Genomic DNA, 23,697 nt, shown 5'->3' with positions numbered 1-23,697 from the left:
CGATGCCGCCTGTCGTGCACGCCTTTGCAGACCTGACGGACACTGCTCGCTTCGTCCGTGAGCAAGGCTCGGCAAAGCGGTTCGTTCTCGTCTATGCACACAACGGCACGGGCAAGACTCGGCTCTGCAGCGAGTTCAAGACGCAGGGACAGAGGAAAGACGATGACGGTCGAACTATTCAGCGCGACACACTCTACTTTAACGCCTACACCGAAGACCTGTTCACATGGGATAACGACCTGGAGAAAGACCAGGATAGAGTGCTCGAGTTCAACCAGGAGTCGAGCTTTTTCGACGGCGTTCGCGAACTGGAGATGGAGGTCAAGATTGGTGAGCTGCTCCAGCGCTATGCGGGCTTTAGTTTCGCCATTAACTATGACCGGAAGAGACAGACGCCGGATGGTCAAGAGGTTCCGGCACCTCCGGCCGTTACTTTCTTCCGCGAGCGCGACACAGACAATGTGCCGATCCCAATGAAGATTTCGCGCGGTGAGCAGAACATTTTCGTCTGGTGCTGGTTTCTTGCAAACGTGAAGCTGGTACTTGATGGAGATGAAGCGTACGACTGGGTCAAGTATATCTACATCGACGATCCTGTTTCATCACTGGACGAGCACAACGCAATAGTCGTCGCGAGTCACCTGGTGCAGTTATTTCGAGAATCCGACTCCGATGTCCCGGCTATAGTCTCGACCCACCATAACCTGTTCTTCAACGTGTTGCATTACGAATTGAAGAGCCACTTCAACAGCAAATCGGTTCAGTTCGTGCTAGCTCGCGACAGGGGCAAAGGCAGATACAAGCTGACCAGGTTCTCTGGCGACACACCTTCATTTCACCACATCGCCGCTCTGCAAGAACTCGCCATCATCGCCCAGGAGGACGCACTCCAGACCCATCACTTTAACCAACTGCGCACGATCCTGGAGAAGACGGCTCTGTTCCATGGGTACACCCATTTCGGTAAGTGCATAAAGCAGACCGACGACGACGCGGAAGGCATCCTTCACCAGCGCTTTGTTGATCTGTTGAGCCATGGCAACTATTCGATGTTCGAGCCGGTGCCCATGGGCGACGAGACCAAGCAATACTTCCGGGCGATACTTAGCTCCTTTCTGGACAAGTTTCCCTTCAACCCCGATCACTTCCCGCGAGGGGGGCCGTCTGCACCGACACCGTGACAGCTCAAGAAAACCACCGGCTCGGCAAGACACTGTGGAGCATAGCGGACCAGCTCCGCGGAGCGATGGATGCGGACGACTTCCGCGACTACATGCTCGCGTTCATCTTCCTGCGTTACCTCTCCGACAACTACGAGGCAGCGGCGCAGAGAGAGCTCGGCTCCGACTATCCGCTGGTCATGGAGGGCGCGAAGAGTGTGCCGCTCGCAGCGTGGTACGCCAACCACCCGGATGACGTGCCCGTCTTCGAGCGGCAGATGCGGGCGAAGGTGCATTACGTCATCAAGCCCGAACACCTCTGGACGAGCATCGCGAACCTGGCTAGAACGCAGAGCGACGGCCTCCTGAATACGCTTCAGCATTGTTTCGAGTACATCGAGAACGAGTCGTTCGAGAGCGCCTTTCAAGGGTTGTTCTCAGAGATTCGGCTGAACTCCGAAAAGCTCGGTAAGGCTTACACGGATCAAAACGCGAAGCTCTGCACGGTCATCCAGAGGATCGCCGAACGGCTTTCCGAGTTCACGATTACGACGGACACGCTTGGCGACGCCTACGAGTATCTCATCGGGCAGTTCGCCGCCGGATCGGGCAAGAAGGCGGGCGAGTTCTACACGCCCCAACAGATATCCAGTATCCTCAGCGGCATCGTCACCCTCGACGCCCAGGACCCGGCGCAGGGCCGGCGCGACCGCCTGGACAGCGTGCTCGATTTCGCCTGCGGCTCCGGCTCGTTGCTCCTGAATATCCGCCACCAGATGGGCGACCGCGGCATCGGCAAGATTTACGGCCAGGAGAAGAACATCACCACCTACAACCTGGCCCGCATGAACATGCTGCTGCACGGGGTGAAGGACAGCGAGTTCGAGATCTATCACGGCGACACACTCACCAACGACTGGGACTTCCTCCGCGAGATGAACCCGGCGAAGAAGCCGCGTTTCGATGCGGTGGTCGCGAATCCGCCGTTCAGCTACCGATGGGAGCCGAGCCAGTCGCTGGCCGACGACATGCGCTTCAAGGACTACGGTCTCGCTCCGAAGTCCGCCGCCGACTTCGCGTTCCTCCTGCATGGCCTCCACTACCTGACGGATAACGGTGTGATGGCAATCGTCCTGCCCCACGGCGTGTTGTTTCGAGGCGGCGCAGAGGAGCGAATCCGCACCAAGCTCCTGAAGGACGGGAACATTGACACCGTTATCGGACTACCAGCCAATCTCTTCTATTCCACCGGCATCCCCGTCTGCATCCTGGTGCTCAAGAAGTGCAGGCAGACGGACGACGTGCTCTTCATCAACGCGGCGGAGCACTTCGAGAAGGGCAAGCGGCAAAACCAGCTGACGGAAGAGCACATCGCCAGAATAGTCGAAACGTACCAGTACCGTCGCGAGGAGCCCCGCTATTCGCGCCGCGTATCGATGGAAGAGGTCGAGGCCAACGACTTCAACCTGAATATCTCCCGATACGTCAGCACCGCGACGGTCGAAGAGGAGATCGATCTGGTGGCCGTCCACGCGAAGCTATCCCAGATTGAGGATGAAATCCGGACTGCAACCGAAAAGCACAACGTCTTCCTGCAGGAGCTTGGGCTGCCGGCCCTGCCGGCGGCGGATTCGGAACCGACGGAGCGCTGAGAGTCTGCGCGTGACGGCCGCGAGCAAGCCCGGCAACTTGCCCAGCTGAAGAACCGGGCGGTCCCGCTCAAGGCATTTGCCAGCAAGCGGATCGCGCATGGCGGAAGAATGCCAGTGGGATGGTTCCGGCTCGGTGGCCGGAGGGGGCGTCCACCAAATGGGACCAATGCGACATATAGGACATATAGGCTCAGGCACCCGCGGCTAGCAAGCGGAATGGTTCCGGCCCCGCATATGTCTCATAGGTCCTATTGGTCCCATTTCACCAAGCGTCGCGCGCTGCCATGGCATGCGCCGCCCCTCTCGCGTCACGCTAACGTCCGTTACAGCTTGGACGTTTTGGCCACATCCCCGGCAATACAATGAATAGCGTCGCAAACTTCAAGCAGCCATTGGTCCAGCGCCGCCAGGGTACCCGCGCTTACGGATCGCCTGGCTATGGCCCGGTACCCGGCTTGCGCCATATTCCGTGTCACATTCGCGGAATGTGATACCGCAGCGGTCCGTGCCGCAGACTTCATGGCGGCGCGGAAGTTCTTGACGGTTGGAGCGACCAGCCTCCTGCAGGTCTCTTCGTCGTACCAGCTGTTGCCGGCGAGCCAGACGAACATGCACTTCGATGGCATCCGGGCATGCGGCAGTCGTCGCGAGACGGCCATGCCGTTCACCAGAGCGAACGTGAAGTACGCCCCGTACGCCAGCCACACCACCGGCTGTTCGCCCGCGTCGAACTCGGCCACGTAGGCCGCCAGCACCGGGTCCTCGATGAGAGCCCGGAGCAGGCCGATCAGCGCCGTTTCGGTGATGTTGGCGCCAAGGCAGTCATCGCTCATCGCATTCTCAAGTCACCAGGGCCGCGGAATACAGCCCGCATAAAGTTACATTCGCAATCAAGGCGCGGTAAAGAGCTCCCACCCAGTCAACATCGATCATCAAGCCTTATACGCACCGGCAGATGCAAATGGGCCTTAAGCGCTCACATCGATGCCACGAACCCGCCGGATGACTATCGACAGGGCTCTACGGCTGGCGCCGGATGCCGCCGATCTTCAGGACCACGGCGCCGTGAGACGGAACGATCACCGAGTAGCCCCCATCGTGCTCTCCCACGTTTTTATGCAGCCACAGGTCTCGAACTGGCTGCCGTCCGCCCAGGCCGATCATGCTCCACGTAACGGCGATCTTCGCCGGCGCCGGGCCGGCGTTTATCAGCCCAACGGCGCGCGTGCCATCCGCCAATGGGCGCGACCAGACGTCGTGTTCGCCATCGGTCCAGACACGGCCGGCCGGCTTGCCGAGCGGGTCCTGATTGATGGCGATCAGCTCGTCGTTGGTCAGCAGCGCGCGGGTGAAGCTGTCCATCTTCGTCATGTCGCATCCAATGAGGAGCGGCGCCGAGAGCAGGCACCACATGGAGATGTGAAGGATCTGCTCGTTAGGTGTAAGGTGACTCGGGTGCGGATTGCCCCAGCCCACGCTTCCCACAACCAGCATATCGGGGTCGTTCCAGTGGCCGGGGCCGGCGTACTTTTCGTGCCCGTTCTGCGAAGAGTAGATACCGTGGAGGCTTCCCCAGCTGTCGTTGATGTCGCCGGTGGTGCGCCAGCAGTTGCCGCCAACCTGCGCGCCCCACTTCCACACATCGCCCATGCCGTACTGGCACAGGCTGAAGAGGATGTCGCGGTTCACGCTGTCCAGTGCATCGTGCATCACCTGGTACGGCTTCTGAAGCCGATCCAGCCCGGCGCCGGTGGCCACACCGCCGTAGCTGCACCAGTCGTATTTCAGATAGTCGATGCCCCACGAGGCATATGTCTGGGCATCCTGAAGTTCGTGCTGCCAGCTGCCGGGATACCCACCGCAGGTTTTCGGTCCTGGCGAGCTGTAGATGCCCAGCTTCAACCCCTTACGGTGAACATAATCGGCCAGCCCGGCCATGTCGGGAAAGCGTTCGTTCGTGGTGATCGCGCCGGAGGCGTCCCGCGGGCCTTCCCATGTGTCGTCAATGTTGACGTACTGGAAGCCGTGCGCCGAAAGGCCATTCCGGTATCGCGCATGCGCGGCCCCGCCCTCTGACGACATGGCGTCGGCCGCGGCCTTCACCCGGTCGGCATTCACGTTGCCGGCCCACACATTCCACGAGTTCCAGCCCATCGGCGGTGTCAGCGCCAACTTGTGGTCGCCGGCAATGATGGTAAGCCTGGCATGTGCTGCGCCGCCGGGCCCGCTGACGGTGAGTGTGGCCACCCACCGGCCGGCGTGCGGAACCACGCCGCTGATGATTCCCGTGACGCGGTTCAGCTTCAGCCCGCCGGGAAGGCCGCGGGCAGTGTAGGTAAGCGGTTCCGGGCCACTGGCCGGCACCAGGAAGAGAAACGGATGGCCGGGCGTGCAGCCGGTAATCCGCGGGTAGTGGATCTCGGGCCGCATGACTTCTGCCGGAACGATGAGGCGTGGCGGCGCCACATCGGGCTTCATGGCTGTCGGCCGGAACCTCGCTCCGGGCTTCAGATAGAGAACGGCGCCGGCCCAGTCGGCGTGATCGAAGTCGATGCCGTCACCGCCGTCGGTAACCACAAGCTGCATCGTTTTGGCGCCATTGAGGTTCGCCGAAACGAGAACCGGCGGGTCACCGCCCCGGAGCAGGGGCGTGGAAGCCCGCTTGAGGCCATCCGCCCATACCTGAAAAACCACCGAGCCACGCGTGCCGGACTCGGCGTCCACACCGACCATGCTCACAAATCGGGTCGCGCTGCCGTTCAGACGGATGTTGAACTCGCTTCGGGCGTGCGTACCCACGCCGTGCGCATACACCATCTGTCCCAGCGTGATTGCGCTGCCGCCAACCGACTGGCCGGCGTGGGGCTGGCCCCAACCCTGCTGGATCGTGCTCACGTCCAGCGAGTCGAGCCAGATGGCGCCGGCCGGCGGCGTGGCGCCCGTCAACTCGGACGGCGTCTGCGTGGCAGGCCGTACCGAATTGGCGGATGCCGGAAGCAGAACGGTCGTTAGCAATCCGGCAGCGAGAACAGTGGCGATGCGCATAAAGACCTCCAGTAACGGCCGCGGCAGTTTCGCTACCGGCGGCCCATCACGGCGCAGGTTACGCGTGCCGGCGGCTGGTTCCTCCGTGGCCGGGAATCGGTCTGTATCGGGAGATTGCAGTCACATGGCGGTTTCAAGCGGTCGGGCAGTTGCACCGTGACTGCTCCTCGACGAGTTGATGAATCGCCACGGCGCCATGGCCCACGGTGAGGTGGAACCTTACGCTGCCGCCAAAATGCGCACGGCAATACTGGGAGCGCGGATACTTGAATCCGCATCTGAAAACACCGCTGCGTCAAGACGGAGGCGGGAGCTTATGGTGAACCGTAACGTCCGTCGGATGCGGATTCAAGTATCCGCGCTCCCAGTGACGATGGTCGATCCGTTGATGACTGGGGACGGTGAGGTGGGGCCCTACGCTGCCGTCGAGATGTGCACGGCAATACCGGGAGCGCGGATACTTGAAGCCGCAGCTGAAATGCCGCTGCCTATGGGTTGAGGCGGAAGGTGGCGCAGCGGGAGTTCATGGTGAAGCGTAACGTCGGCCGGATGCGGATTCAAGTATCCGCGCTCCCAGTGATGACCGTCGATGCGTTGATGAATCGGCAAAGGGCGATGGCCCACGGTGAGGCGGCCACCAAAATGTGAACGGCGATACTGGGACCGCGGATACTTGAATCCGCACATGAAATGCCGCTGCCTATGGGTTGAGGCGGAAGCTGCCGCAGCGGGAGCTTATGGTGAAGCGTAACGTCGGCCGGATGCGGATTCAAGTATCCGCGCTCCCAGTGATGATGGTCGACAAGTTGATGATAGGGGACGGTGAGGTGGAACCTTACGCTGCCGCCAGAATGGTGACGGCAATACCGGGAGCGCGGATACTTGAATCCGCAGCTGAAATGCCGCTGCGTCAAGACGGAGGCGGGAGCTCATGGTGAAGCGTAACGTCCGCCGGATGCGGATTCAAGTATCCGCGCTCCCAGTGACGATCGTCGATGCGTTGATGATAGGGGACGGTGAGGTGGGGCCTTACGCCGCCGTCGAGATGTGCACGGCAATACCGGGAGCGCTAGCGGGTGCGGCAGCATGGTCGGCTGGCTGTCAGGTACCTATTCGCGCGGACGGCCGTTAGCGGTGAGGCACTGGCTGGTGCCTGCAGTTGCTTTTCGACTATAATCGCATGTTATGTCACCGGACCATGTGCGTGGCTGGACGTCCCGCGGCTACTTGCCACACTTTGACGGCGGAGCCGTGGCGCAATTCATCACTTACCGGCTGTACGGCACCGTACCGACCTCACTGATCGAACAATGGAAAGAGGCAGCCGCCGCCAATCCGTCGGGCCCTAGAAACCTTGTGGCGCGCAACATCGAGGCATATGCAGACGCCAACTGCGGATCGGCCCTGCTCTCAGACCCGGCGCTCGCCAGGATTGTTGAGTGCGGGCTACTGCAGTACGACGCGGTTCGCTACCACCTGCACGCTTGGGTCGTAATGCCAAACCACATACATGCGCTGATCACTCCAATGCCAGAGGTAAGCCTCTCGACGATAATTCGCGCCTGGAAGGTAGCCTCGGCGCGCTCCATCAACGCTGTGCTCGAGCGCTCTGGCTCAATCTGGGCACCGGACTATTTCGACCGATTCATCCGTGACGAACGGCACATGGCGAGTACGATCGCCTACATTGATCGTAACCCAGTGAAGGCCGGCCTATGCTGCGTGCCGGAGGAGTGGCCGTTCGGCAGCTGCGCGCGCCTGCATGCCGAACAAAGTTACCCTCGTGATACCCCGGTGCCGTAACCTACAAACACTTACGTAAGCCGACACACGAGTTAACGACGAAGCTCAAGGTAATTCGGATGCGGATTCAAGTATCCGCGCTCCCGGTGATGATCGTCGATGCGTTGATGACAGGGGACGGTGAGGTGGAACCTTACGCCGCCGTCGAGATGTGCACGGCGATACTGGGACCGCGGATACTTGAATCCGCAGCTGAAAATACCGCTGACTATGGGTTGAGGCGGAAGGTGACGCAGCGGGAGTTCATGGTGAAGCGTAACGTCGGCCGGATGCGGATTCAAGTATCCGCGCTCCCAGTGATGATCGTCGATGCGTTGATGATTGGGGACGGTGAGGTCGAACCTTACGCTGCCGTCGAGATGTGCACGGCGATACCGGGAGCGCGGATACTTGAATCCGCAGCTGAAAATGCCGCTGCCTACGGGTTGAGGCAGAACGTGCCGCAGCGGGAGGTTGTGGTGAAGCGTAACGTCGGCCAGATGCGGATTCAAGTATCCGCGCTCCCAGTGATGACGGTCGAAGGGTTTGTGACAGGGGACGGTGAGGGGGAACCTTACGCTGCCGTCGAGATGTGCACGGCGATACCGGGAGCGCGGATACTTGAATCCGCATCTGAAAATACCGCTGCGTCAGGACGGAGGCGGGAGCTTATGGTGAAGCATAACGTCGGCCAGATGCGGATTCAAGTATCCGCGCTCCCAGTGATGATGGTCGATGCGTTGATGATGGGGGACGGTGAGGTGGAACCGGCTTGCGAGGTCATGTCTCCGCCGTCAGGTTTGGCCAACGGCACGCAAACTGCGTAGGGCCATACATGCGCACTTCGGCCTCGAATTGGATAAGCGCCTGCTTCAGCGGCAGGCCGCCACCGTAGCCCGTGAGCCGGCCACCGGAACCGATGACGCGGTGGCATGGAACAACCAGCGCAATCGGATTGCGGGCGTTTGCAAGCCCAACGGCCCGCGAGGCGCTGGGTCGTCCCGTCAACCCGGCAACCTCTCCGTAGGTTGCCGTGGCGCCGTATGGAATGGAGCACAGGCAGCGCCAAACCTCCTGCTGAAACGGCGTGCCGGCCGGGCGGAGGTTCAGATGAAACTCGGTAAGCCGTCCGGCGAACCACGCATCCAACTGCTTCGCTACGTCGTCAAACGGGCGGGCGGCTTCATCGCGTTTCCAGCCATCTGTGTTGGCGGGACCGTACCGGCATTGCGGCAGGTAGAGGCCCGTCAGCGCTTCGCCATCGGACGTCACAGTCAGCTCGCCAATGGGACTCGGCAGAGTGCAAAACCAGGTCAACGCACCACCTCCTGCGATTTCCAGAGATGCATCGCGGCGTAAGCCCTCCAGGGGCGCCAGGTCTCCGCGGTCCGCAGAACCTCGGCCGGATTGCGCGTGCCAAGCGCTTTGGTGATACCAAGATCGGTGTGCGGGAAGGCGTCGGGCCACCCATAAACACGCATGGCGATCGTGTTCGCCGTCCACGCCCCGATGCCGGAGAGCTGCATCAGGCCGGCGATCTTTCGTTCCACGTCACCGCCAGGCGAGAGGTCGACGGCGCCGCTGGCCGCGGCCCGGGCGAGCGACTGGATGCATCGCGCGCGGGCGGGCGTTATCCCCAGAGCGTGCAGCTGCTCCTGCGGCGCGGCCGCCACGGCATCTGCCTTCGGCGTGAGCCACTCCAGTCCGGCCCTGCCGGTCTCAATTCCGGTTCCGAACGCGCACACGGTGCGATTCATCAACGTTGAAGCGGCAGGCACAGAGACCTGCTGCCCCAGGATCGCGCGCACGGAGGTCTCGAAGCCGTCGAAGGCTCCCGGTATCCGGAGACCCGGATGCGGCGCCGCCAGCCGGCCCAGCGTTTCGGAGATTGCCGCCGGGTTGGCGCCAACGTCGAACGCGCGCTTGATCTGTGCCGTTATGGCAACCAGCGCCGGCGCCAGCGAAGCGGACAGTTGCGCCCGGATGAGGTGCCGCTCGGGCAGATGTTCCACGGTCAGCCAGCCTGAATGTGGCCCGTGGCGCAGGGTTCGCTCGTACCGGGCGGCTGAAACCACCTCCACGCCGGCAATCGCGCGGCGCCTCATCCAGCCAAGCAGCGACTGCCAGTCGAGTGGCGGCCGGTATGCCAGGTCACACGTCAGGCTCGGCGGCGCCATGGCGGCGGCACGTGATCGGCGCAGCTCTCCCGGTGCGAGACGGTATCGCTCGGCAAAGAGCGCGTTAAACCGCCGCAGGCTCGCGAAGCCGCTGGCAAACGCCACTTCCGATAACGGAAGGGCGGTGTCGGTGAGAAGTCGCTTTGCGGTAAGCAGGCGATGGGTCTGGGCAAGCTCGACGGGAGATACTCCAAACTCCGTGCGCACAACCCGCCGCAAATGGCGTTCGGACACGCCCAGGCGGGCAGCCAGCTGCCGCACGTTCAGCTCGGAAAGCGCCCCGTCCTCAATGAGGCTGACGGAATCCGCCGCGAGGCGCGGCGCCGAGTCGATGCGGGCGCAGCCCGGGGCAAGCTCGGGCCGGCAGCGCAGACAGGGTCGGAGGTGATCCCGCTCCGCCGCGGCCGCGCTCGGGTAGATCGTACAGTTCCTGCGAAGGGCGGGAGGGGCCGGGCAGATCGGGCGGCAGTAGATACCGGTGCTGTGCACACCGATAAAGAACAGGCCGTCGAAGCGCGCGTCGCGGGCGGCAGCCGCGCGGAAACAGGTGTCGGCATCCAGCGTCATGACGCCATTCTACAGCGTCCGCGGGCAGAATGCTCGCCGTTTTCGGACTCTTAGTCCAGAAATGGCCGCGCGCGGCCTAGATCAATCCCCACCATCCCGAATAGTACCGATCCAGCCGGGTGAACAACTGCGTCAGGCTCTGCTGGCGCGCCATGAACGCCTCATGCTTTGCCGTCATCGCGGCCATCGAGATCGCGGCATCCTCCTGCGGAGTCAGTGGCTGGCGGCTCGCATCCAGCGTCTGCTGCATCTTCACCAACTCATCGGCGGGCACCCAGAGGCCGCCGCACTGCGGGCAGCCATGGATGATCACCGGCGAGGTAACCAGATAGTGCTGTGCCTCGAGCGGGACCACGCACTGCGGGCAGGTGAGCGTGGAAGGCGCCTTCTTCACCGCGCCGCCCGGCTGTGCCTCGGCAGCGGCCAGATCGGTGAACACGTGCGGATCCTGCTCCAGCAGGTCCCTGAGCTCGCCACCTTCAAACCAGATGCCTTCGCACGCGCCGCACACATTGATAACGGCGCCGTGAAAGGTCTCCTGCTTCATCGGGGCCGCACATCCGGGGCAGGCTTCCGTCATGTTATGACCTCCCGTATCACCTCATTCACAGGGCTCAAGGCCGATGTTTGACCGCCCGCCTCCGCGCCGGCGCGTGCCTGCTCGTGTGGGGCGCCGTGGGCGCTTCGGCCGGCATGCGCCTTGCATACGGACGGCAGATGGGATCGCCCAGCACGATATCCTCCCACCCGAGAAACCGTGATGCGGCGTAAAAACTCTCCGCCAGCGTCCAGCCTTCGGTATACCGCTTGAAGAGCACGGATGGACTGGAAATCGCGCTCAGAAGGGGTTCATCGCTGTAGCCCTTTACACCGGTTATTCCCTGCGCAATCAGGTCGGCCACCAGCGACTGACCGCCCGTGGTTGGCAGAAACGTTCGGCCGCTGGTTGAGACGGCGGTGTCGCCGATAGCGCCCGGTGCAAACGTCAGCGAGTGGTACGCTTTTGGATCGAAGTTGCCGTCGTTGCTGCCCCAGGATGCATAGCCGGCCAGGTCCTGGCGATTGCCCACGAACTTCGGCCTCAGATCGAGTTCCACCGGCACATGCCGCGATTCCAGCATCATCGCCGCCTTCACCATGTCGGTATTGTAGTTGTTGTAGGTGATGTCCGGAAGTGTCCGGGTGGGATCGCCGGGCTTTGCCGCGTCGAATATACCCAGGGGTTGATCATTGATCAGCACATAGCCGGTTCCCGGGTTCGTGTCGAGCAGAATATCGCCCGTGGGTGGGCGGGTTGCCTCCAGCGACCGCGTGGTCAGCGCGATGGCGTCCGCTACCGTGTACCCATCGAGCCGCGTAACCAGATAGCCGCCGAAACGCGCGTGCGAAAATGGAACCTCCGACCGCCAGAACCGGTTTGCCCAACCAGTACCGGTAAAGCCGCTGTCGTTGATATGAAACCGCTCCGCTGCCGGATTGGAGTCGTAGCCGATTGCGGCCAGAGTGCTATCTACCGATGGCGTGGTGTTATGAAGGCCCATGCCCGGAGCATCGGCGATTCGGATCGGTACGCCCTTTGTGAGCACAATGAAATCGATTGCCGGGTGAGCTTCCACGAAGTCAACCACGGGACCGAGGATTGCGGTCTCGAATACCTTCCACGTGGTGGTTTCGTTCGCAGCCGAAACTGCCGAATCGGCACATTGAATCTTGACGATATTGTGGACGTGCCGGCGAAGCATATAGTCGTTTGCGATGGTCACTGAGGCCGGGCTGGAGGCGTTTTCCACCACAAGAACACGTTCCGTGTCGGGCACCGGGCGCGGTGGCGACGGATGATGCGAAGTCTTCGCGCCAGCCGCGGCACCGCCGATGCTCACCATGCCGACGCCAAGCATTGCCGCCAGAGTGGAGAATCGCACGATGCGATGTGTGGAGGGAGTGATCATAAGCTGCTTGCGAGAACCGTCCGAAAGCCGGGCAATACGAGCCGCACCGTTTCGTTTACAGTGCGACGCGCTGCGGGGAAATCCTCCTGCACGGTGGCCGCAGCGGCGGCGCTCGATTGCAGTCTCCGGCGCGGCTACCTGCCTGTTCTGGACGCCGGAGAGGTACCGGGTGCGCCGGGCCTGCCCTGTGCCCTTGACGGTGTTGTCTGGCCAACCGTAGATCTGCGTGTTCCTGATATTCGGCTGAACGCAGCGCCGGCTGCTCCCAGCCTAGGCGTCGACGGCGAATATCGGCACGATAATAGCTATAACAACCTGTAATTCGATGCGTGTGACTGCACTCATCGTTCGAGACACGCTGAGTGCGCGTTCGACTTTTGTTCTTTAGCGGCGCGCCGGCGGGCCGCTGGATTGGCGCACGGTAAGGTGCACCGGCAAAACGGGCTGCGGATTCGGAACACCGCGGCCTTCCAGGAGTTCTATCAGCATGGAAACACCGTGGGCGCCCATCTCGGCGATGGGCATATGTACACTTGTCAGTGAGGGCTGCAGCATTGCGCCGAACCAGGTGTCGTCGTAACCCACCAGAGAAAAGTCATGCGGGACGCTCAGCCCTTGCTCCGTAATCGCTCGGAGGGCGCCTTCAGCACACAGGTCATTCGCCGCGAAAATCGCGGTCGGCCAGTTCGATTTGGGGAGCGCCAGCACATGGCACATGGCTTCGTAGCCGGCCTGTCCGTTGAAGTTGGAGGGAACGATGAGCTGTTCGTCGGCTTCCAGCCCGGCAGCGCCAAGCGCGGCGAGATAGCCCTCTAACCGGGGTGCGCTGGTGGCGATCCTGGGATTGCCGGTGAAATGCGCGATTCGCTTGTGCCCCAGCTCGGTAAGGTGTCGCACTGCCAGCCAGCCTCCGTGAAACTCATCGGCATTGATGACGTAGCCATCGGGCCAACCCGGCCGGCACACCAAAGAAACGAAGGGTATGCGCTGCTTGATGCACCGCTCTGCGATTAGGCTCTCGGTACGTGGCAGCACCAGGATCAAGCCATCAGTGCGGGGATCCGGCTGCGTATTTTCGTCGGCTGCGTCCCAGTCATCACCGATGCCGGTATGCAGCATCACGTTGTAGCCGGCGGCGATAACGGCCTGAAACACGCCCGAAAGCACCTCCGAAAAGAACGGGTTGTTTTCCGTGTATGCGTGCGCGTAGGGAAAAACAAGGCCGAGGACTCCCGTTTTCCGGGTGACCAGGCTGCGGGCAAGCAGGTTTGGCGAGTAGTCCAGCGCCGCCGCCGCCTTCTGGATCCGGTCGCGCGTGGCCGTGCTCACGCGGATGTTGTGGCGCGGATTGGCGTTGACAACCGCGGAGACGGCCGACACCGACGTGCCGGCTGCGTTGGCCACGTCGCGAAGCGTAATTCGAGCCACTTTAAGCCCTGCCTTGCCTTCTAGTCCAGCTGCGCACGGGGTTGATCAAACGTTCTATCACTCTACGGTACAGTATATCACACCAACGCCGAAAGTAAAGCTGCGACCGCGCCACCAGCGCCATCGACGGCAGCCTGACGCAGGGAAACGGCCGCCGGCGCCGAACGTAGGGTGGCCGAGCGCCGTTTGGAATGGAGCCAGATACCGTGCGAACCGCTTTTGTAACCCTATCGCTCGTGTGCGTGTTCTGCGCAGCTCTCGCCGGCGCGCAGCAAACCGCTCTACCTGTTTCGGTTGCGCCGTCGAACAGACTGGTGCGAACGATCGGCCGCTGGGACGTCAGCGATCCGCACGGCCCTCGATGCGCCTGGCCGGCGTCGGAGATGCAGTTTCGATTCCGTGGCTCAGCGGCCAGCATCGCCTTCAACGAATCGGGCAATGATGAGTGGCAGGTGGTCGTCGACGGCGTTCCAACGGCGGTGCTTCGGCTTACGCCGGGAGGATCGATGCAGCCGGTAGCTGCCGATCTCAGAAGCGGCGCGCATACGGTAAGCCTTGTAAAGCGCACGGAAGCGTTTGTGGGCACCACGCAGATCACCGCGATCGAACTATCCGCCAGCGGGCGGCTCCTGCCGCTTCCGCGGCCCTCCGCGCGGAATGTGGAGGTGATCGGTGACTCCATCAGCTGCGGCTATGGCAACCTTGGCAAAGATCAGTACCAGCACTTTTCGGTGGATACCGAGGATGCCTACCTCAGTTATGGCGCAGTGGCTGCGCGCCTGCTCGGCGCCAACTATACCTGCGTCGCGTGGTCCGGCCGAAAGCTCTGGCCCGACAACACGATCCCGGAGATCTACAACCGCACGCTGCCCCAGGATGCGGCCAGCAGGTGGGACTATTCGCGCTGGACGCCGAGCGCCATTGTGATCAATCTGGCCACTAACGACTTTGGCGCCGGTATTCCGGATGAGGCCGCGTGGACCGGCGCATATGAGTCGTTTATCGCGCGGCTGCTTCGCCACTATCCTGCCGCCCGCATCTACTGCGCCTCCGGCCCAATGATGTCGGACGCGTATCCGCCCGGAAAGAACGCCCTCACCACTCTGATCGCCTATCTCGGGAAGATCGTCGCGGATGAACACGCGGCGGGAAACCGGCGCGTTGCGGTGCTGGAATTCGCTACGCAGGATGCGAAGAACGGTTACGGTTCGGACTGGCATCCGTCGGTGAAAACCGACGCCATCATGGCGGAGACGATGGCGCGACGCATCGGTCACGATGAGCACTGGAAGTTGGCCCCATAGTGGCCGGTGGCCTGCCCGGCACGCCACGCGTGTTCCGGATGCCGGTGGGCGTGGAGTCGGCCGATATCGACCGTCTCCGTCACGTGAACAACATCGTCTACCTGCGATGGGCCCTTGAGGCTGCGCGGGCGCACTGGGAGGAGCTGAGTTCGGAAGCCATCCGCGCCGAGGTCGTTTGGGTAGTTCGACGCCACAACCTGGAGTACCTCAAGCCGGCGTTTGCGGATGACGATCTGGAGGCCGTGACCTGGGTTGAAGCGGCCTCGGGCGCCACCTGCACGCGGCGCGTGGAGATTCTCCGGCATGGCGAACCGCAGCCGCTGATGGTTGCCATCACCACCTGGGTTGCGGTGGATGCCGGCACCGGTCGGCCACGCCGAATGGATGACCGGCTCAAGCGGCTCTTCTGCCAACCGTAAAAGCAGTCGCGCGCCGCGCCTACAGGCCGGCGATAACCTTGCGGAACTGCGCGCTCGACGCCGCGACCATGCTGGACGGCGCCGGCCATGCCGGCCAGTCGGCCGGTAGATCGTGGAACCGCATTTGCCCGGGCGAGCTCCACATACTGCCTGCGGCAAGTTCGTAGAGTGTTCGCTTCGCCCCGGCACGTGGTTCCACACGCAAACCGCTGGCCGCGCGCAGCTGCGAACGCGTCATGTCGGCGAGGCTGCCGGAGATCGCCTGGCCGATTGCGTGAGACTGCGCCAGTTGCTGACCAACAATCGCCTTGAGCACCGCCATGTTCATCCGTGTGGATTCGGCGATCGCCACGTACGTGGCCAGGTGGCGCCGGAACACGGCGACCGGAGCCTCAACGCCGGTGATCGAAAGCGTCCAGGCGTCGGCGGACCGCATGCCGCCGATGCCGGCGGCGCGAAGCATTGCAGTTGTTGAAGGATATGTGATTACCAGCGCGTCGCCCTCCATCTCCACCGCGGCGCGTTGAACCAGCGGCGGAGACAGGGTGGCGCGCATGAGCAAACTTCCGGTTGTCGGGTTGAGCGTATAGCGATAGTGCACAATGGCGGCCGCGCCGTGGCGGAAGGCAATTGCCTGCGCGTCGGCGGCGCCGGCAGGCGTCACGGCAAGCACCTTCATGTGGCCGATCATGCCGGCCGCCGCATGGGGGTAGAGGGTGCCGATAACCGCCGCCGGCGCGAGCCGTGGTGACACCAACGCGTGATACAGTTCGGCTGCGCCCGGTGGCAGTTGACCGTCGGCGTCCATCGAGAGGCTCTGGAGCGCCGCATTCGCGGCCTGCAGCGTTGACGGAACCTGGAACGTGGTCTGAAACACCCGGTCGCCTGCCGGACCCCAAACGACGATGCCCTGCCGTGCGCTCATGCGCATCACATGCCAGTTTGCGGGCAGATCCATGCTGAAGCTGCCGTCTGCGGCAACCGCGCGATGCATTGGTGGCGCCGGTTCCGGACTGGACGATGCAACGCCGTCAACGTCACGTGTGAAGCGCGGAAGAGAGCGATCGACGGGCGCGAACGCCTGCCGGACTTCGGCACGACCACCTTTGGCCATCACGGTGACTCGCTCTCTGGTGGGAACGCCGGCGCGTGATACCACGAACTCCGCGACCGCTCCATGTCGGTCTCGGCTGACCTGCAGTTGAACCGCGCGCAGCGGGCCATCGTGCTTACGCTCGGCGATCAGCCGGCGGTGCAGATCGGTGAGAATGCTGCCGGAACTCTCCGTCAGGATCAAATCCTCGCCGGACCGGCCGTCCGGAGCGATGGCGGAAAGGCCGTTTGGGATACTCGTGACCCGCCAGGTGGCCGGCGCCTCAATCGCGGCAGGCGCGGCCAGCGGCGCCATCGGATTGATTCCCGCTTTGACAGCCCGTATGAGCGCGCCGAATTCGGCCTGCGGAGCCGCCGCGGTCATGAGGAACTCATGCCCGCCGGTCTGGACGATGCGCACCAGACGTTCGTACTGAACTCCGCCGCTGTTCAAAGCCAGGATGATGTCGGCCCAATGCGTGACTCCCAGCGCCGTCTCGGTCGGGGCGTCGATCGCGCGGATTTGCGGAGTGGCCGCGGTCATCTGGTTCACGGCGCCGCGGAGTTGATCGAGCAGACTGACCGTCGGCTGATCGGCGATGGCCTGCCAGGTGATCACCGCGGTTTGATCGGGACTCGTCAAGACCACACTGCCATCCGCCAGCGTCCGCCGCGTCCACCCGTGCGGTATCTGTCCCTGTGCGCAGGCTGCCAACGCCACCACGTAGAGGGTAGAGAGAAACACGGTAACTCGTTTCATCAGGGCTCCTTCCCATCAGGGCCGGCGGCGCATAACGTGGCGTGGGGTTGCTCATCGCCGTGCCGTCTGGCTGCCCATCGCGCGGTACCATTTAGGTTGCGGCCATGCACATCCTGTTGACGTATACCGTATGTGAAGACTATCCCGCCCGGCGTGTTCCATTCCGGTCGGCGCATCTGGCTCACGCCCGTGCTGCATTCGAGCGCGGCGAACTGGCCCTAGCCGGCGCTCTGGATGACCCACCAGACGGCGCCGTGCTGGTATTTCGCGGTGGTGACCCGGCGATTGCGGAGATGTTCGCCCGCGCCGATCCCTACGTGCAGAACGGCCTGGTCACGGAGTGGAAAACGCGAAAGTGGAGCACCGTGATCGGCGATGGAGCGAAGCTGCCCGAACTTCCGCCGGAATAAGGTTGCGTAAGCCGGCTGCCGGGTGGCGGCGAAGGAGATTTGAGCGCAGTGAACATCGTGTGGCAAGGCGTATTTCCCGCCGTTACAACCCAGTTCCACTCAAACGGAACGCTCGATCTGCCCGCCACGGCAAGGCACATTGAGGCCCTTATTTCGGCCGGCGTGCAGGGCCTGGTGATGCTTGGCTCTCTCGGTGAGAACACGGCTCACGAGCCACACGAGAAGCTGGCGGTGATGGAGATGGCGCTCGGCGTAACGGGCGGCCGCGTACCGGTACTGAGTGGAGTCGCCGAGTGCACCACCGCCATGGCTTGCCGGTATGGCGGCGAGTGCCGCCGATTGGGCGCAGACGGCCTGATGCTTCTTCCCGGGATGGTATACCGCTCCGATCCACGCGAAACCGTCGCCCATTTCCGCACCGTCGCACGCTCTGTGGATCTACCGATCATCTGTTACAACAACCCGATCGCGTATGGTGTGGATATCACGCCCGATATGTTTGCTGAGTTGGCGCGTGAGCGGAACCTGGAAGCTATCAAGGAGTCATCCGGCGACACGCGCCGATTCACCGACCTGTTTAACACGGTAGGTGAGCGGTACCGTCTGTTTGCAGGCGTAGACGATCTGATTATGGAGTGCACGCTGCTGGGAGGCGTAGGCTGGATCGCCGGGGCCGGGCTGGCTCTGCCGGTTGAGAATCAATACCTGTGGAACCTGATGATGGCCGGGCGGTGGGACGATGCCCGGGCGATCTACCGGTGGATGATGCCGGTTCTGCACCTGGATGTGGGTCCCAAGTTCATCCAGAAGATCAAGCTGGCGGTACAGGAAGCCGGTCTCGGAGCGGAGTGGGTGCGCGCTCCGCGGCTGCCGCTGGATGGGTCCGACCGCACTGCTACGATTAGCGCAATTCAAACAGCTCTGGCATCCAGGCCCGCCATGCCGGCGGTGGATTAAGCATGCAGCGTATCCGGGTCGTTGACTCCCATACAGCGGGTGAGGCCACACGCGTGGTGGTGGAGGGCAGTCCGCCGCTCGATACGGGCAGCATGGCCGAGCGACGCCGCCTTTTTGAGGAGCATTTCGACATCTTCCGTCGTTCCGTCATCCTGGAACCGCGCGGGACCGAGGGAATGGTTGGGGCGCTGCTCTTGACGCCGGAGGATCCGGCAGCTGCGGCCGGCGTCATCTTCTTCAACAACCGCGGCTGCCTCGGAATGTGCGGGCACGGCGCCATGGGGGTTGTCACCACTCTGGCGCACCTGGGACGAATCGACGCCGGCGACCATACGATTGAAACCCCGGTTGGCACGATTACGGCCCGTCTTCATCGCGATGGCCAGGTGACGATCGAGAATGTACCCGCTCGCCGCACAGCCTCCGCCATCCGCCTCGAGGTTCCGGGCGCTGGCGCCGTGTGCGGAGATGTGGCATGGGGCGGCAACTGGTTCTACATCACGGAAAGCTGCCCGATTCTGCTTAAGCGGAGTTCGATTCCCGAATTGGTGGACTACTCCACCCGCGTATGGCGAGCGCTTGCAGCGGCCGGCATCACGGGCGACGACGGCGCCGAGATCGATCACGTAGAGTTGACCGCTCCACCCATTGACCCCGCCAATTCGGGACGCAATTTCGTGCTGTGTCCCGGTCTCGCATGGGATCGCTCGCCGTGCGGCACCGGTACCAGCGCGCATCTCGCCTGCCTTTTCGCCGATCGCCGCCTTCAGGAGGGCGAGCCCTGGCGCCAGGAGGGCATTCTGGGAACGGTGTTCGAAGCAACGGCACGAGCCGTTCCCGGCGGAGTGGTTCCATCGATTACCGGGCGGGCGCATATCACCGGCGAGGGCGAGTTACTGGTGTCGCCTGACGATCCCTTTGCGTATGGCATCGATCTGGCCCGCGAGTTATGAGCCGGTCCGGCTCCGTGGTGGTGATCGGCGGAGGCGTTGTGGGCTGCTTCATCGCGTTGAATGCCGCCCGGGCCGGCCTCAAAGTCAGGCTGCTCGAACGTGGCGCCGCCGACGACCGTGGCTGCAGCTTTGGGAACGCCGGCATGGTGGTGCCCAGCCACATCGCGCCGCTTCCGGCGCCGGGGATGGTTGGCGCCGGACTCCGCATGCTCGCCAATCCGCGCGGACCATTTGCCATTCGTCCGCGACCGGATCGTGACCTGTTGTCCTGGCTGAATGCCTTTCGCCGGTTCTGCACCCACGCGCACACGGAGCGCTGCATGCCGATCCTGCGCGATCTTCACCGCGCCGCCCAGCTCATCTATTCCGAGCACAAGTCCGAGTGGCCACAAATGCAGCTTCGTGAGAGTGGCCTCCTGATGCTGTGTGCCACCGAGCGGGGCTTCGAAGAGGAAGCCAGGGCTGCAGCCAGAGCGAACGAACTCGGTGTCACTGCCGAAGTGCTCTCGGCCGCCGAAGCCGACGCCAAACTGGGTAGCTGCAGGTTTCGTGGCGCCGGTGCGGCGTGGTTTCGCGATGACTGCACCCTTTCACCGGAGGGCTTGATGCGAGAGCTTCGCGCCGCTGCCGAACAGGCCGGAGTGGTGACATCGTACGGCGCCGGCGTCGATGCGATCGAGGCACGTGGTGTGGGCGTGACCGGCGTGCGGATTGGCGGCGAAACGCTTCCTGCCGATTCCGTGGTGCTGGCCGCCGGCTCCTGGTCTGCCGGCCTGCTGCGGCCGCTCGGCATTCGGCTGCTCCTGCAGGCCGGAAAGGGGTGCAGCTTCACGCTGCCGGAGGCCTCGCGCTTGCCGGCCGTTGGCGCGATACTCACCGAGGCACGCGTAGCCGTAACGCCGATGGGATCCGGCGTGAGATTTGCCGGAACGATGGAGATAGCCGGCCTGGACCCGCGCGTGAACCAGCGTCGCGCGGCCGGTATGCGCAGCCGGATACCGCGTTACTTTCCGCAGTACCGGGCCGGCGACTTTGTTGGCTTGCCGGTGTGGTCCGGGCTGCGCCCATGCACACCCGATGGCCTGCCGGTGATTGGGCGATGCAGCAGCCTGCCGAACCTGATTGTAGCCACGGGCCACGCCATGATGGGAATCAGCCTGGCGCCGATTACGGCCCGCCTGGTAACGCAACTGCTGCGGGATGAACCCCCGGAGCAAAACATCGCGCCATTTGCCGTCGAGCGTTTCGAGAGCGCCTCAACTCCAGCAGTTCTCGCATAAGCCAGCCGCTATCTTAGGGACTTACTCGCCTCGGCCACCTCAGCCAGGTACCAGGGCGTGAGGGCAAGTCCGCCCCACGATGCCGGTTCAAAGTTTGCTTCGAAGACCTTCCGGAGCGTGGCGTCGTACGGCAGCAGACCGGTCCAAAGCACGCCCGGTGAACTCTTCCAACGAGGATCAGCCGGTCCGCCATCGATCCGCTGAAATAAAGCCCCTTGAACCTTCTGGTTCCACATAAAGTCGCGGTTGGTTGCAATCAGCTTGTTGATATCCTCCCTGGTGAAGACAATCCCGTGCTGATACGCGCATACGATAGCGCGAACGTCGATATCGTAGTAACCACCGTTGGGATGCACACCCACCCACATGCCGGGTTTGCCGGACCGCGGCGCGTCCCACGGCCCGGCTGGATCCCAATAGTTCCAGACAAGTGTGCGGCCGCCATTCGCAGGTTTCATTCGCAGACGCATCGTCTTGAACCACGCCTCGGCGCGCTGCCGGTAGATCGGTTTATGCGTGGCGTCATACATCGCAAGCAGCCACATCGCGATGGCATTTTGCTTGTTTGCCGGCAGCGTGAACCCCGTGGTGAACCGGGCGCCATAGCCGTTCGTGAACTGTCCGCCGGCCGCCTCGATGCCGAACTCCGGAACGGCCCACACACCACCGCCGGATTGGACGCTTCGCCAGCAGCCGCGATCCGACCACTTGCGGAACGTCGCCTCAGAAAGCTCCAGCCAGGTTCGCGCGCTGGCCCCGAATAGGGCGGAGAGCCTCTTGTTGGTTGCGATATGGCGCGCCATCAGCACGGCCGGACGCAGCGCCATGGCCTCGCCCAACATATTGTCGGTTGTAAAATCCGGCACAAAACTGGTGCTGGCGCCAGCCGGTTTTGGCCAGCCGATGAAGCCATCCGCCTCCTTCACGCCGCGGCGCATCCAGGCGTGCGACCAATCGACGAGCCGCTGGAGCCATGCGGTCTCCCGCGTTGCAAAATAGCCGTAGCAGAAACCTCGAAGGAAAGGACTTACAAGCCATCCCAGCTCCTCGCCCATCTCGCGGTCACAATACCGGTCTCGCGATTCGCTCAGGATGTAGGGCTGCCACCGGCCCAGCCACTCTGAGCGCGGAGACACCCACTTCCCGCGGCTGTCCGGCGCCAGGCCGCGCGCAAGCAGAGCTGGGGCGGCCGCGGCAGCGTGCAGAAGTTGCCGCCGCGTAGGGCAGAGGCGCCGATCTTGTGTGTGGTCTATGCGGGAGGTTGCCATAGCGACTGCGAGGCGATCGCCGCGATACAATGGCGCATACCGCCCGAATGCGTCACCAAACCGTCCACGCCGATCAGGCTCACTCGCGAACGGTTAGACAACGAAGGGAACCAGCGCTTTGACGCGGGTTTTGTATTCGGTATATTGCGCGCCAAAGTGCTGCACCATCAACCCCTCCTCCTGCCTCAGCTTGATCCAGCAGCTCAGCACCGCCAGAGGCAGAGCCACCAGACCGCTCAACCTTCCACCTGCGATAGCGGTCCCGAGAAACATGAGCAGCAATCCGGTATAGATCGGGTGCCTCACAAAGGCATACGGGCCATTTTGAACCAGCTTATGATCGTCCTTGAAGGTGACCGTACCGCTCCAGTTGCGCCCAATGGTGAAACGCGCCCAAACGGCCACGGCGAGGCCAAGAAGTACGATAACGAAGCCGGTGGCACCCGACGCGACGGTGCGGGGTATCACCATCTCGGCCAGCACCGGATGTCTCAGCCGGTTCCAGAGCAGCAGCCAGGCCGCCACCCAGAGCGGCACGGCGTAAACCAGCAAGCTGCCAATGCTCATGCGCGACTGGGTTCGCTTGTTCCTGACGGAAGCAATAAGCCAGATCACCAGGAATGCCCACCAGCATGCGTACGTAGCTCGCAGAAAGGTCATCGGTTCCGCTCCGGCGCAGGAGGCGCGCAACAGGCTGCGATTGGTGGCGGCGCCACAGCGAGCCGGCCGTCGGATGGATTACGACATCACCGTTGGCGTGGTTTCACGTGCGCGGCCTCCGTCGAAGGCCGGGTATTCGCCGTTGCGGCGCAGCAGGTCGTTACCGAGGGTGTAAGCCGCCGTAAAGGCGCTTCCCTGCGTTTCCGTTACCGGCGCGCCGCCGGCGTACTGTGTGGAGGTAGGCGTGCCTGAGGCCATGCGGTTCACGCGGCGGCCGAGAGCGTCGTAGCCGAAACTGGTCACCACGGTGCACTGCATGATCGACTTGAGCTGGCCGTGGTCATCGAAGGCGAGGGGGCTGGCGCAGCCATATCGGCATTCTACCATGTTGTTTCTCGCATCGGTAGACGACTTCGCGCCCGTAATCCTCCAGCTACGCTGTCGGCTGTCGCGACACGTGCGTTATTGGTCGCCGCTTTCTCGGATTGGCTTCCGCGGCCGGTTTCAGGTGCCGTCTAGCGGTCGAAATATCGTGGGTTAGGGTCCGGTGTTGGCGCTTGTCCAGTCCATGTGGCGCTAGATTGCGCTGTTTGCGTTGCGACTGTATACGCCTCGCGTGAAAATGCGCTCCGAATCTCGCGTCGAGTTCAGTTGTCGGCTACTCTGAGACGCGCCGGCGTCTTGTGTGGTTGCTAGGTCATGTACTGCGCAACCGCCCTTTCTCTGATGACTGCGACCATCTGCGCAACACGGATCCCAATGTCGGAATCGGATTCCAGCGCCTCTACGGTACACAGATCGTCACCGGGTTAGCATTTTCCGTCGTGGCGGGGT

Annotated in this window: 22 protein-coding genes; 11 read left to right on the top strand and 11 right to left on the bottom strand. The window is 62.9% G+C overall.

The features are described 5' to 3' along the window. The first annotated feature begins 2 nt into the window (after positions 1-2). Positions 3-1,181: an AAA family ATPase gene (locus KGJ62_15115; protein MDE2127909.1), complete on the top strand. Its 1,179-nt coding sequence runs from the start codon at positions 3-5 to the stop codon at positions 1,179-1,181. Continuing rightward, complete coding sequence (locus tag KGJ62_15110) at positions 1,178-2,812, top strand: type I restriction-modification system subunit M (GenBank protein MDE2127908.1); 1,635 nt, start codon at positions 1,178-1,180, stop codon at positions 2,810-2,812. The genes KGJ62_15115 and KGJ62_15110 overlap by 4 nt, the downstream gene beginning before the upstream one ends. A 323-nt stretch (positions 2,813-3,135) precedes the next feature. On the opposite strand, the gene KGJ62_15105 is transcribed toward KGJ62_15110, so the two are convergent. Together KGJ62_15105 and KGJ62_15100 are read right to left on the bottom strand one after the other, a co-directional pair. Then, a complete protein-coding gene (locus tag KGJ62_15105) occupies positions 3,136-3,645 on the bottom strand; it encodes a hypothetical protein (protein MDE2127907.1) in 510 nt (169 codons plus the stop codon). 187 nt (positions 3,646-3,832) lie between these two features. Next, positions 3,833-5,857, bottom strand: coding sequence for an NPCBM/NEW2 domain-containing protein (locus KGJ62_15100; GenBank protein MDE2127906.1), 2,025 nt, complete (start codon positions 5,855-5,857; stop codon positions 3,833-3,835). 316 nt (positions 5,858-6,173) lie between these two features. Between KGJ62_15100 and KGJ62_15095 the strand changes: the two genes are divergently transcribed. The 3 genes from KGJ62_15095 (at position 6,174) to KGJ62_15085 (ending at position 8,466) form a co-directional block, all read left to right on the top strand. Further along, positions 6,174-6,356 carry a hypothetical protein gene (locus KGJ62_15095; protein ID MDE2127905.1) on the top strand — a complete coding sequence of 61 codons (183 nt, stop codon included), beginning with the start codon at positions 6,174-6,176 and terminating at the stop codon, positions 6,354-6,356. 686 nt (positions 6,357-7,042) lie between these two features. Next, positions 7,043-7,660 carry a transposase gene (locus KGJ62_15090; protein MDE2127904.1) on the top strand — a complete coding sequence of 206 codons (618 nt, stop codon included), beginning with the start codon at positions 7,043-7,045 and terminating at the stop codon, positions 7,658-7,660. A gap of 59 nt (positions 7,661-7,719) precedes the next feature. Next, complete coding sequence (locus KGJ62_15085) at positions 7,720-8,466, top strand: hypothetical protein (GenBank protein ID MDE2127903.1); 747 nt, start codon at positions 7,720-7,722, stop codon at positions 8,464-8,466. Here KGJ62_15085 and KGJ62_15080 read toward each other — a convergent pair. From KGJ62_15080 to KGJ62_15060, 5 genes are all read right to left on the bottom strand, one after another. Next, complete coding sequence (locus tag KGJ62_15080; protein ID MDE2127902.1) at positions 8,420-8,956, bottom strand: methylated-DNA--[protein]-cysteine S-methyltransferase; 537 nt, start codon at positions 8,954-8,956, stop codon at positions 8,420-8,422. The two genes, KGJ62_15085 and KGJ62_15080, sit on opposite strands and share 47 nt — an antisense overlap. After that, positions 8,953-10,383 carry a helix-turn-helix domain-containing protein gene (locus KGJ62_15075; GenBank protein MDE2127901.1) on the bottom strand — a complete coding sequence of 477 codons (1,431 nt, stop codon included), beginning with the start codon at positions 10,381-10,383 and terminating at the stop codon, positions 8,953-8,955. The genes KGJ62_15080 and KGJ62_15075 overlap by 4 nt, the downstream gene beginning before the upstream one ends. A 76-nt stretch (positions 10,384-10,459) precedes the next feature. Next, positions 10,460-10,963: a zf-TFIIB domain-containing protein gene (locus KGJ62_15070; protein ID MDE2127900.1), complete on the bottom strand. Its 504-nt coding sequence runs from the start codon at positions 10,961-10,963 to the stop codon at positions 10,460-10,462. A gap of 34 nt (positions 10,964-10,997) precedes the next feature. Continuing rightward, entirely contained in the window at positions 10,998-12,332 is a 1,335-nt protein-coding gene (locus KGJ62_15065) for a TIGR03790 family protein (protein ID MDE2127899.1), read from the bottom strand. 384 nt (positions 12,333-12,716) lie between these two features. Continuing rightward, positions 12,717-13,760: a LacI family DNA-binding transcriptional regulator gene (locus KGJ62_15060; protein ID MDE2127898.1), complete on the bottom strand. Its 1,044-nt coding sequence runs from the start codon at positions 13,758-13,760 to the stop codon at positions 12,717-12,719. A gap of 206 nt (positions 13,761-13,966) precedes the next feature. On the opposite strand from KGJ62_15060, the gene KGJ62_15055 reads away from it, so the two are divergent. Next, the gene (locus tag KGJ62_15055; GenBank protein MDE2127897.1) at positions 13,967-15,064 is read left to right on the top strand and encodes a GDSL family lipase; all 1,098 of its coding nucleotides are present in this window, start codon (positions 13,967-13,969) and stop codon (positions 15,062-15,064) included. Next, positions 15,064-15,483, top strand: coding sequence for an acyl-CoA thioesterase (locus KGJ62_15050; protein ID MDE2127896.1), 420 nt, complete (start codon positions 15,064-15,066; stop codon positions 15,481-15,483). Before KGJ62_15055 ends, KGJ62_15050 begins: the two co-directional genes overlap by 1 nt. Positions 15,484-15,502: 19 nt before the next feature. Here KGJ62_15050 and KGJ62_15045 read toward each other — a convergent pair whose 3' ends face one another. After that, entirely contained in the window at positions 15,503-17,335 is a 1,833-nt protein-coding gene (locus KGJ62_15045; GenBank protein MDE2127895.1) for a hypothetical protein, read from the bottom strand. Between the two features lie 104 nt (positions 17,336-17,439). Between KGJ62_15045 and KGJ62_15040 the strand changes: the two genes are divergently transcribed. From KGJ62_15040 to KGJ62_15025, 4 genes are read left to right on the top strand one after another with little or no spacing between them, the layout of a single operon-like run. Next, positions 17,440-17,745 carry a YciI family protein gene (locus KGJ62_15040; protein ID MDE2127894.1) on the top strand — a complete coding sequence of 102 codons (306 nt, stop codon included), beginning with the start codon at positions 17,440-17,442 and terminating at the stop codon, positions 17,743-17,745. Between the two features lie 48 nt (positions 17,746-17,793). Beyond that, complete coding sequence (locus tag KGJ62_15035) at positions 17,794-18,702, top strand: dihydrodipicolinate synthase family protein (protein ID MDE2127893.1); 909 nt, start codon at positions 17,794-17,796, stop codon at positions 18,700-18,702. A 2-nt stretch (positions 18,703-18,704) separates the two neighbouring features. Beyond that, positions 18,705-19,655 (top strand): proline racemase family protein, encoded by a 951-nt coding sequence (locus KGJ62_15030; GenBank protein ID MDE2127892.1) that lies wholly within the window; start codon positions 18,705-18,707, stop codon positions 19,653-19,655. Beyond that, positions 19,652-20,935, top strand: coding sequence for an FAD-dependent oxidoreductase (locus KGJ62_15025; protein MDE2127891.1), 1,284 nt, complete (start codon positions 19,652-19,654; stop codon positions 20,933-20,935). The genes KGJ62_15030 and KGJ62_15025 overlap by 4 nt, the downstream gene beginning before the upstream one ends. Positions 20,936-20,943: 8 nt before the next feature. On the opposite strand, the gene KGJ62_15020 is transcribed toward KGJ62_15025, so the two are convergent. The 3 genes from KGJ62_15020 to KGJ62_15010 form a co-directional block, all read right to left on the bottom strand. Next, complete coding sequence (locus KGJ62_15020) at positions 20,944-22,071, bottom strand: hypothetical protein (GenBank protein MDE2127890.1); 1,128 nt, start codon at positions 22,069-22,071, stop codon at positions 20,944-20,946. 225 nt (positions 22,072-22,296) lie between these two features. After that, the gene (locus KGJ62_15015; protein ID MDE2127889.1) at positions 22,297-22,863 is read right to left on the bottom strand and encodes an isoprenylcysteine carboxylmethyltransferase family protein; all 567 of its coding nucleotides are present in this window, start codon (positions 22,861-22,863) and stop codon (positions 22,297-22,299) included. Between the two features lie 78 nt (positions 22,864-22,941). Then, positions 22,942-23,250: a hypothetical protein gene (locus KGJ62_15010; protein MDE2127888.1), complete on the bottom strand. Its 309-nt coding sequence runs from the start codon at positions 23,248-23,250 to the stop codon at positions 22,942-22,944. Between the last annotated feature and the right edge of the window lie 447 nt (positions 23,251-23,697).

The organism is Armatimonadota bacterium (assembly GCA_028871815.1).
In the GTDB taxonomy this organism is placed as follows: domain Bacteria; phylum Armatimonadota; class Chthonomonadetes; order Chthonomonadales; family Chthonomonadaceae; genus REEB205.
Note: the sequence above shows the minus strand (reverse complement) of the source record. Positions and strands in the feature narration are given on the sequence as shown.

What these genes read in the sequence shown, in the direction of transcription:
- KGJ62_15025 (MDE2127891.1), top strand. Translation starts at nt 19,652, where the DNA reads ATGAGCCGGTCCGGCTCCGTGGTGGTGATCGGCGGAGGCGTTGTGGGC.
- KGJ62_15105 (MDE2127907.1), bottom strand. Translation starts at nt 3,645, where the DNA reads ATGAGCGATGACTGCCTTGGCGCCAACATCACCGAAACGGCGCTGATC.
- KGJ62_15010 (MDE2127888.1), bottom strand. Translation starts at nt 23,250, where the DNA reads ATGGTAGAATGCCGATATGGCTGCGCCAGCCCCCTCGCCTTCGATGAC.
- KGJ62_15070 (MDE2127900.1), bottom strand. Translation starts at nt 10,963, where the DNA reads ATGACGGAAGCCTGCCCCGGATGTGCGGCCCCGATGAAGCAGGAGACC.
- KGJ62_15015 (MDE2127889.1), bottom strand. Translation starts at nt 22,863, where the DNA reads ATGACCTTTCTGCGAGCTACGTACGCATGCTGGTGGGCATTCCTGGTG.
- KGJ62_15095 (MDE2127905.1), top strand. Translation starts at nt 6,174, where the DNA reads ATGGTGAACCGTAACGTCCGTCGGATGCGGATTCAAGTATCCGCGCTC.
- KGJ62_15040 (MDE2127894.1), top strand. Translation starts at nt 17,440, where the DNA reads ATGCACATCCTGTTGACGTATACCGTATGTGAAGACTATCCCGCCCGG.
- KGJ62_15045 (MDE2127895.1), bottom strand. Translation starts at nt 17,335, where the DNA reads ATGAAACGAGTTACCGTGTTTCTCTCTACCCTCTACGTGGTGGCGTTG.
- KGJ62_15030 (MDE2127892.1), top strand. Translation starts at nt 18,705, where the DNA reads ATGCAGCGTATCCGGGTCGTTGACTCCCATACAGCGGGTGAGGCCACA.
- KGJ62_15065 (MDE2127899.1), bottom strand. Translation starts at nt 12,332, where the DNA reads ATGATCACTCCCTCCACACATCGCATCGTGCGATTCTCCACTCTGGCG.
- KGJ62_15075 (MDE2127901.1), bottom strand. Translation starts at nt 10,383, where the DNA reads ATGACGCTGGATGCCGACACCTGTTTCCGCGCGGCTGCCGCCCGCGAC.
- KGJ62_15115 (MDE2127909.1), top strand. Translation starts at nt 3, where the DNA reads ATGCCGCCTGTCGTGCACGCCTTTGCAGACCTGACGGACACTGCTCGC.
- KGJ62_15090 (MDE2127904.1), top strand. Translation starts at nt 7,043, where the DNA reads ATGTCACCGGACCATGTGCGTGGCTGGACGTCCCGCGGCTACTTGCCA.
- KGJ62_15100 (MDE2127906.1), bottom strand. Translation starts at nt 5,857, where the DNA reads ATGCGCATCGCCACTGTTCTCGCTGCCGGATTGCTAACGACCGTTCTG.
- KGJ62_15085 (MDE2127903.1), top strand. Translation starts at nt 7,720, where the DNA reads ATGCGGATTCAAGTATCCGCGCTCCCGGTGATGATCGTCGATGCGTTG.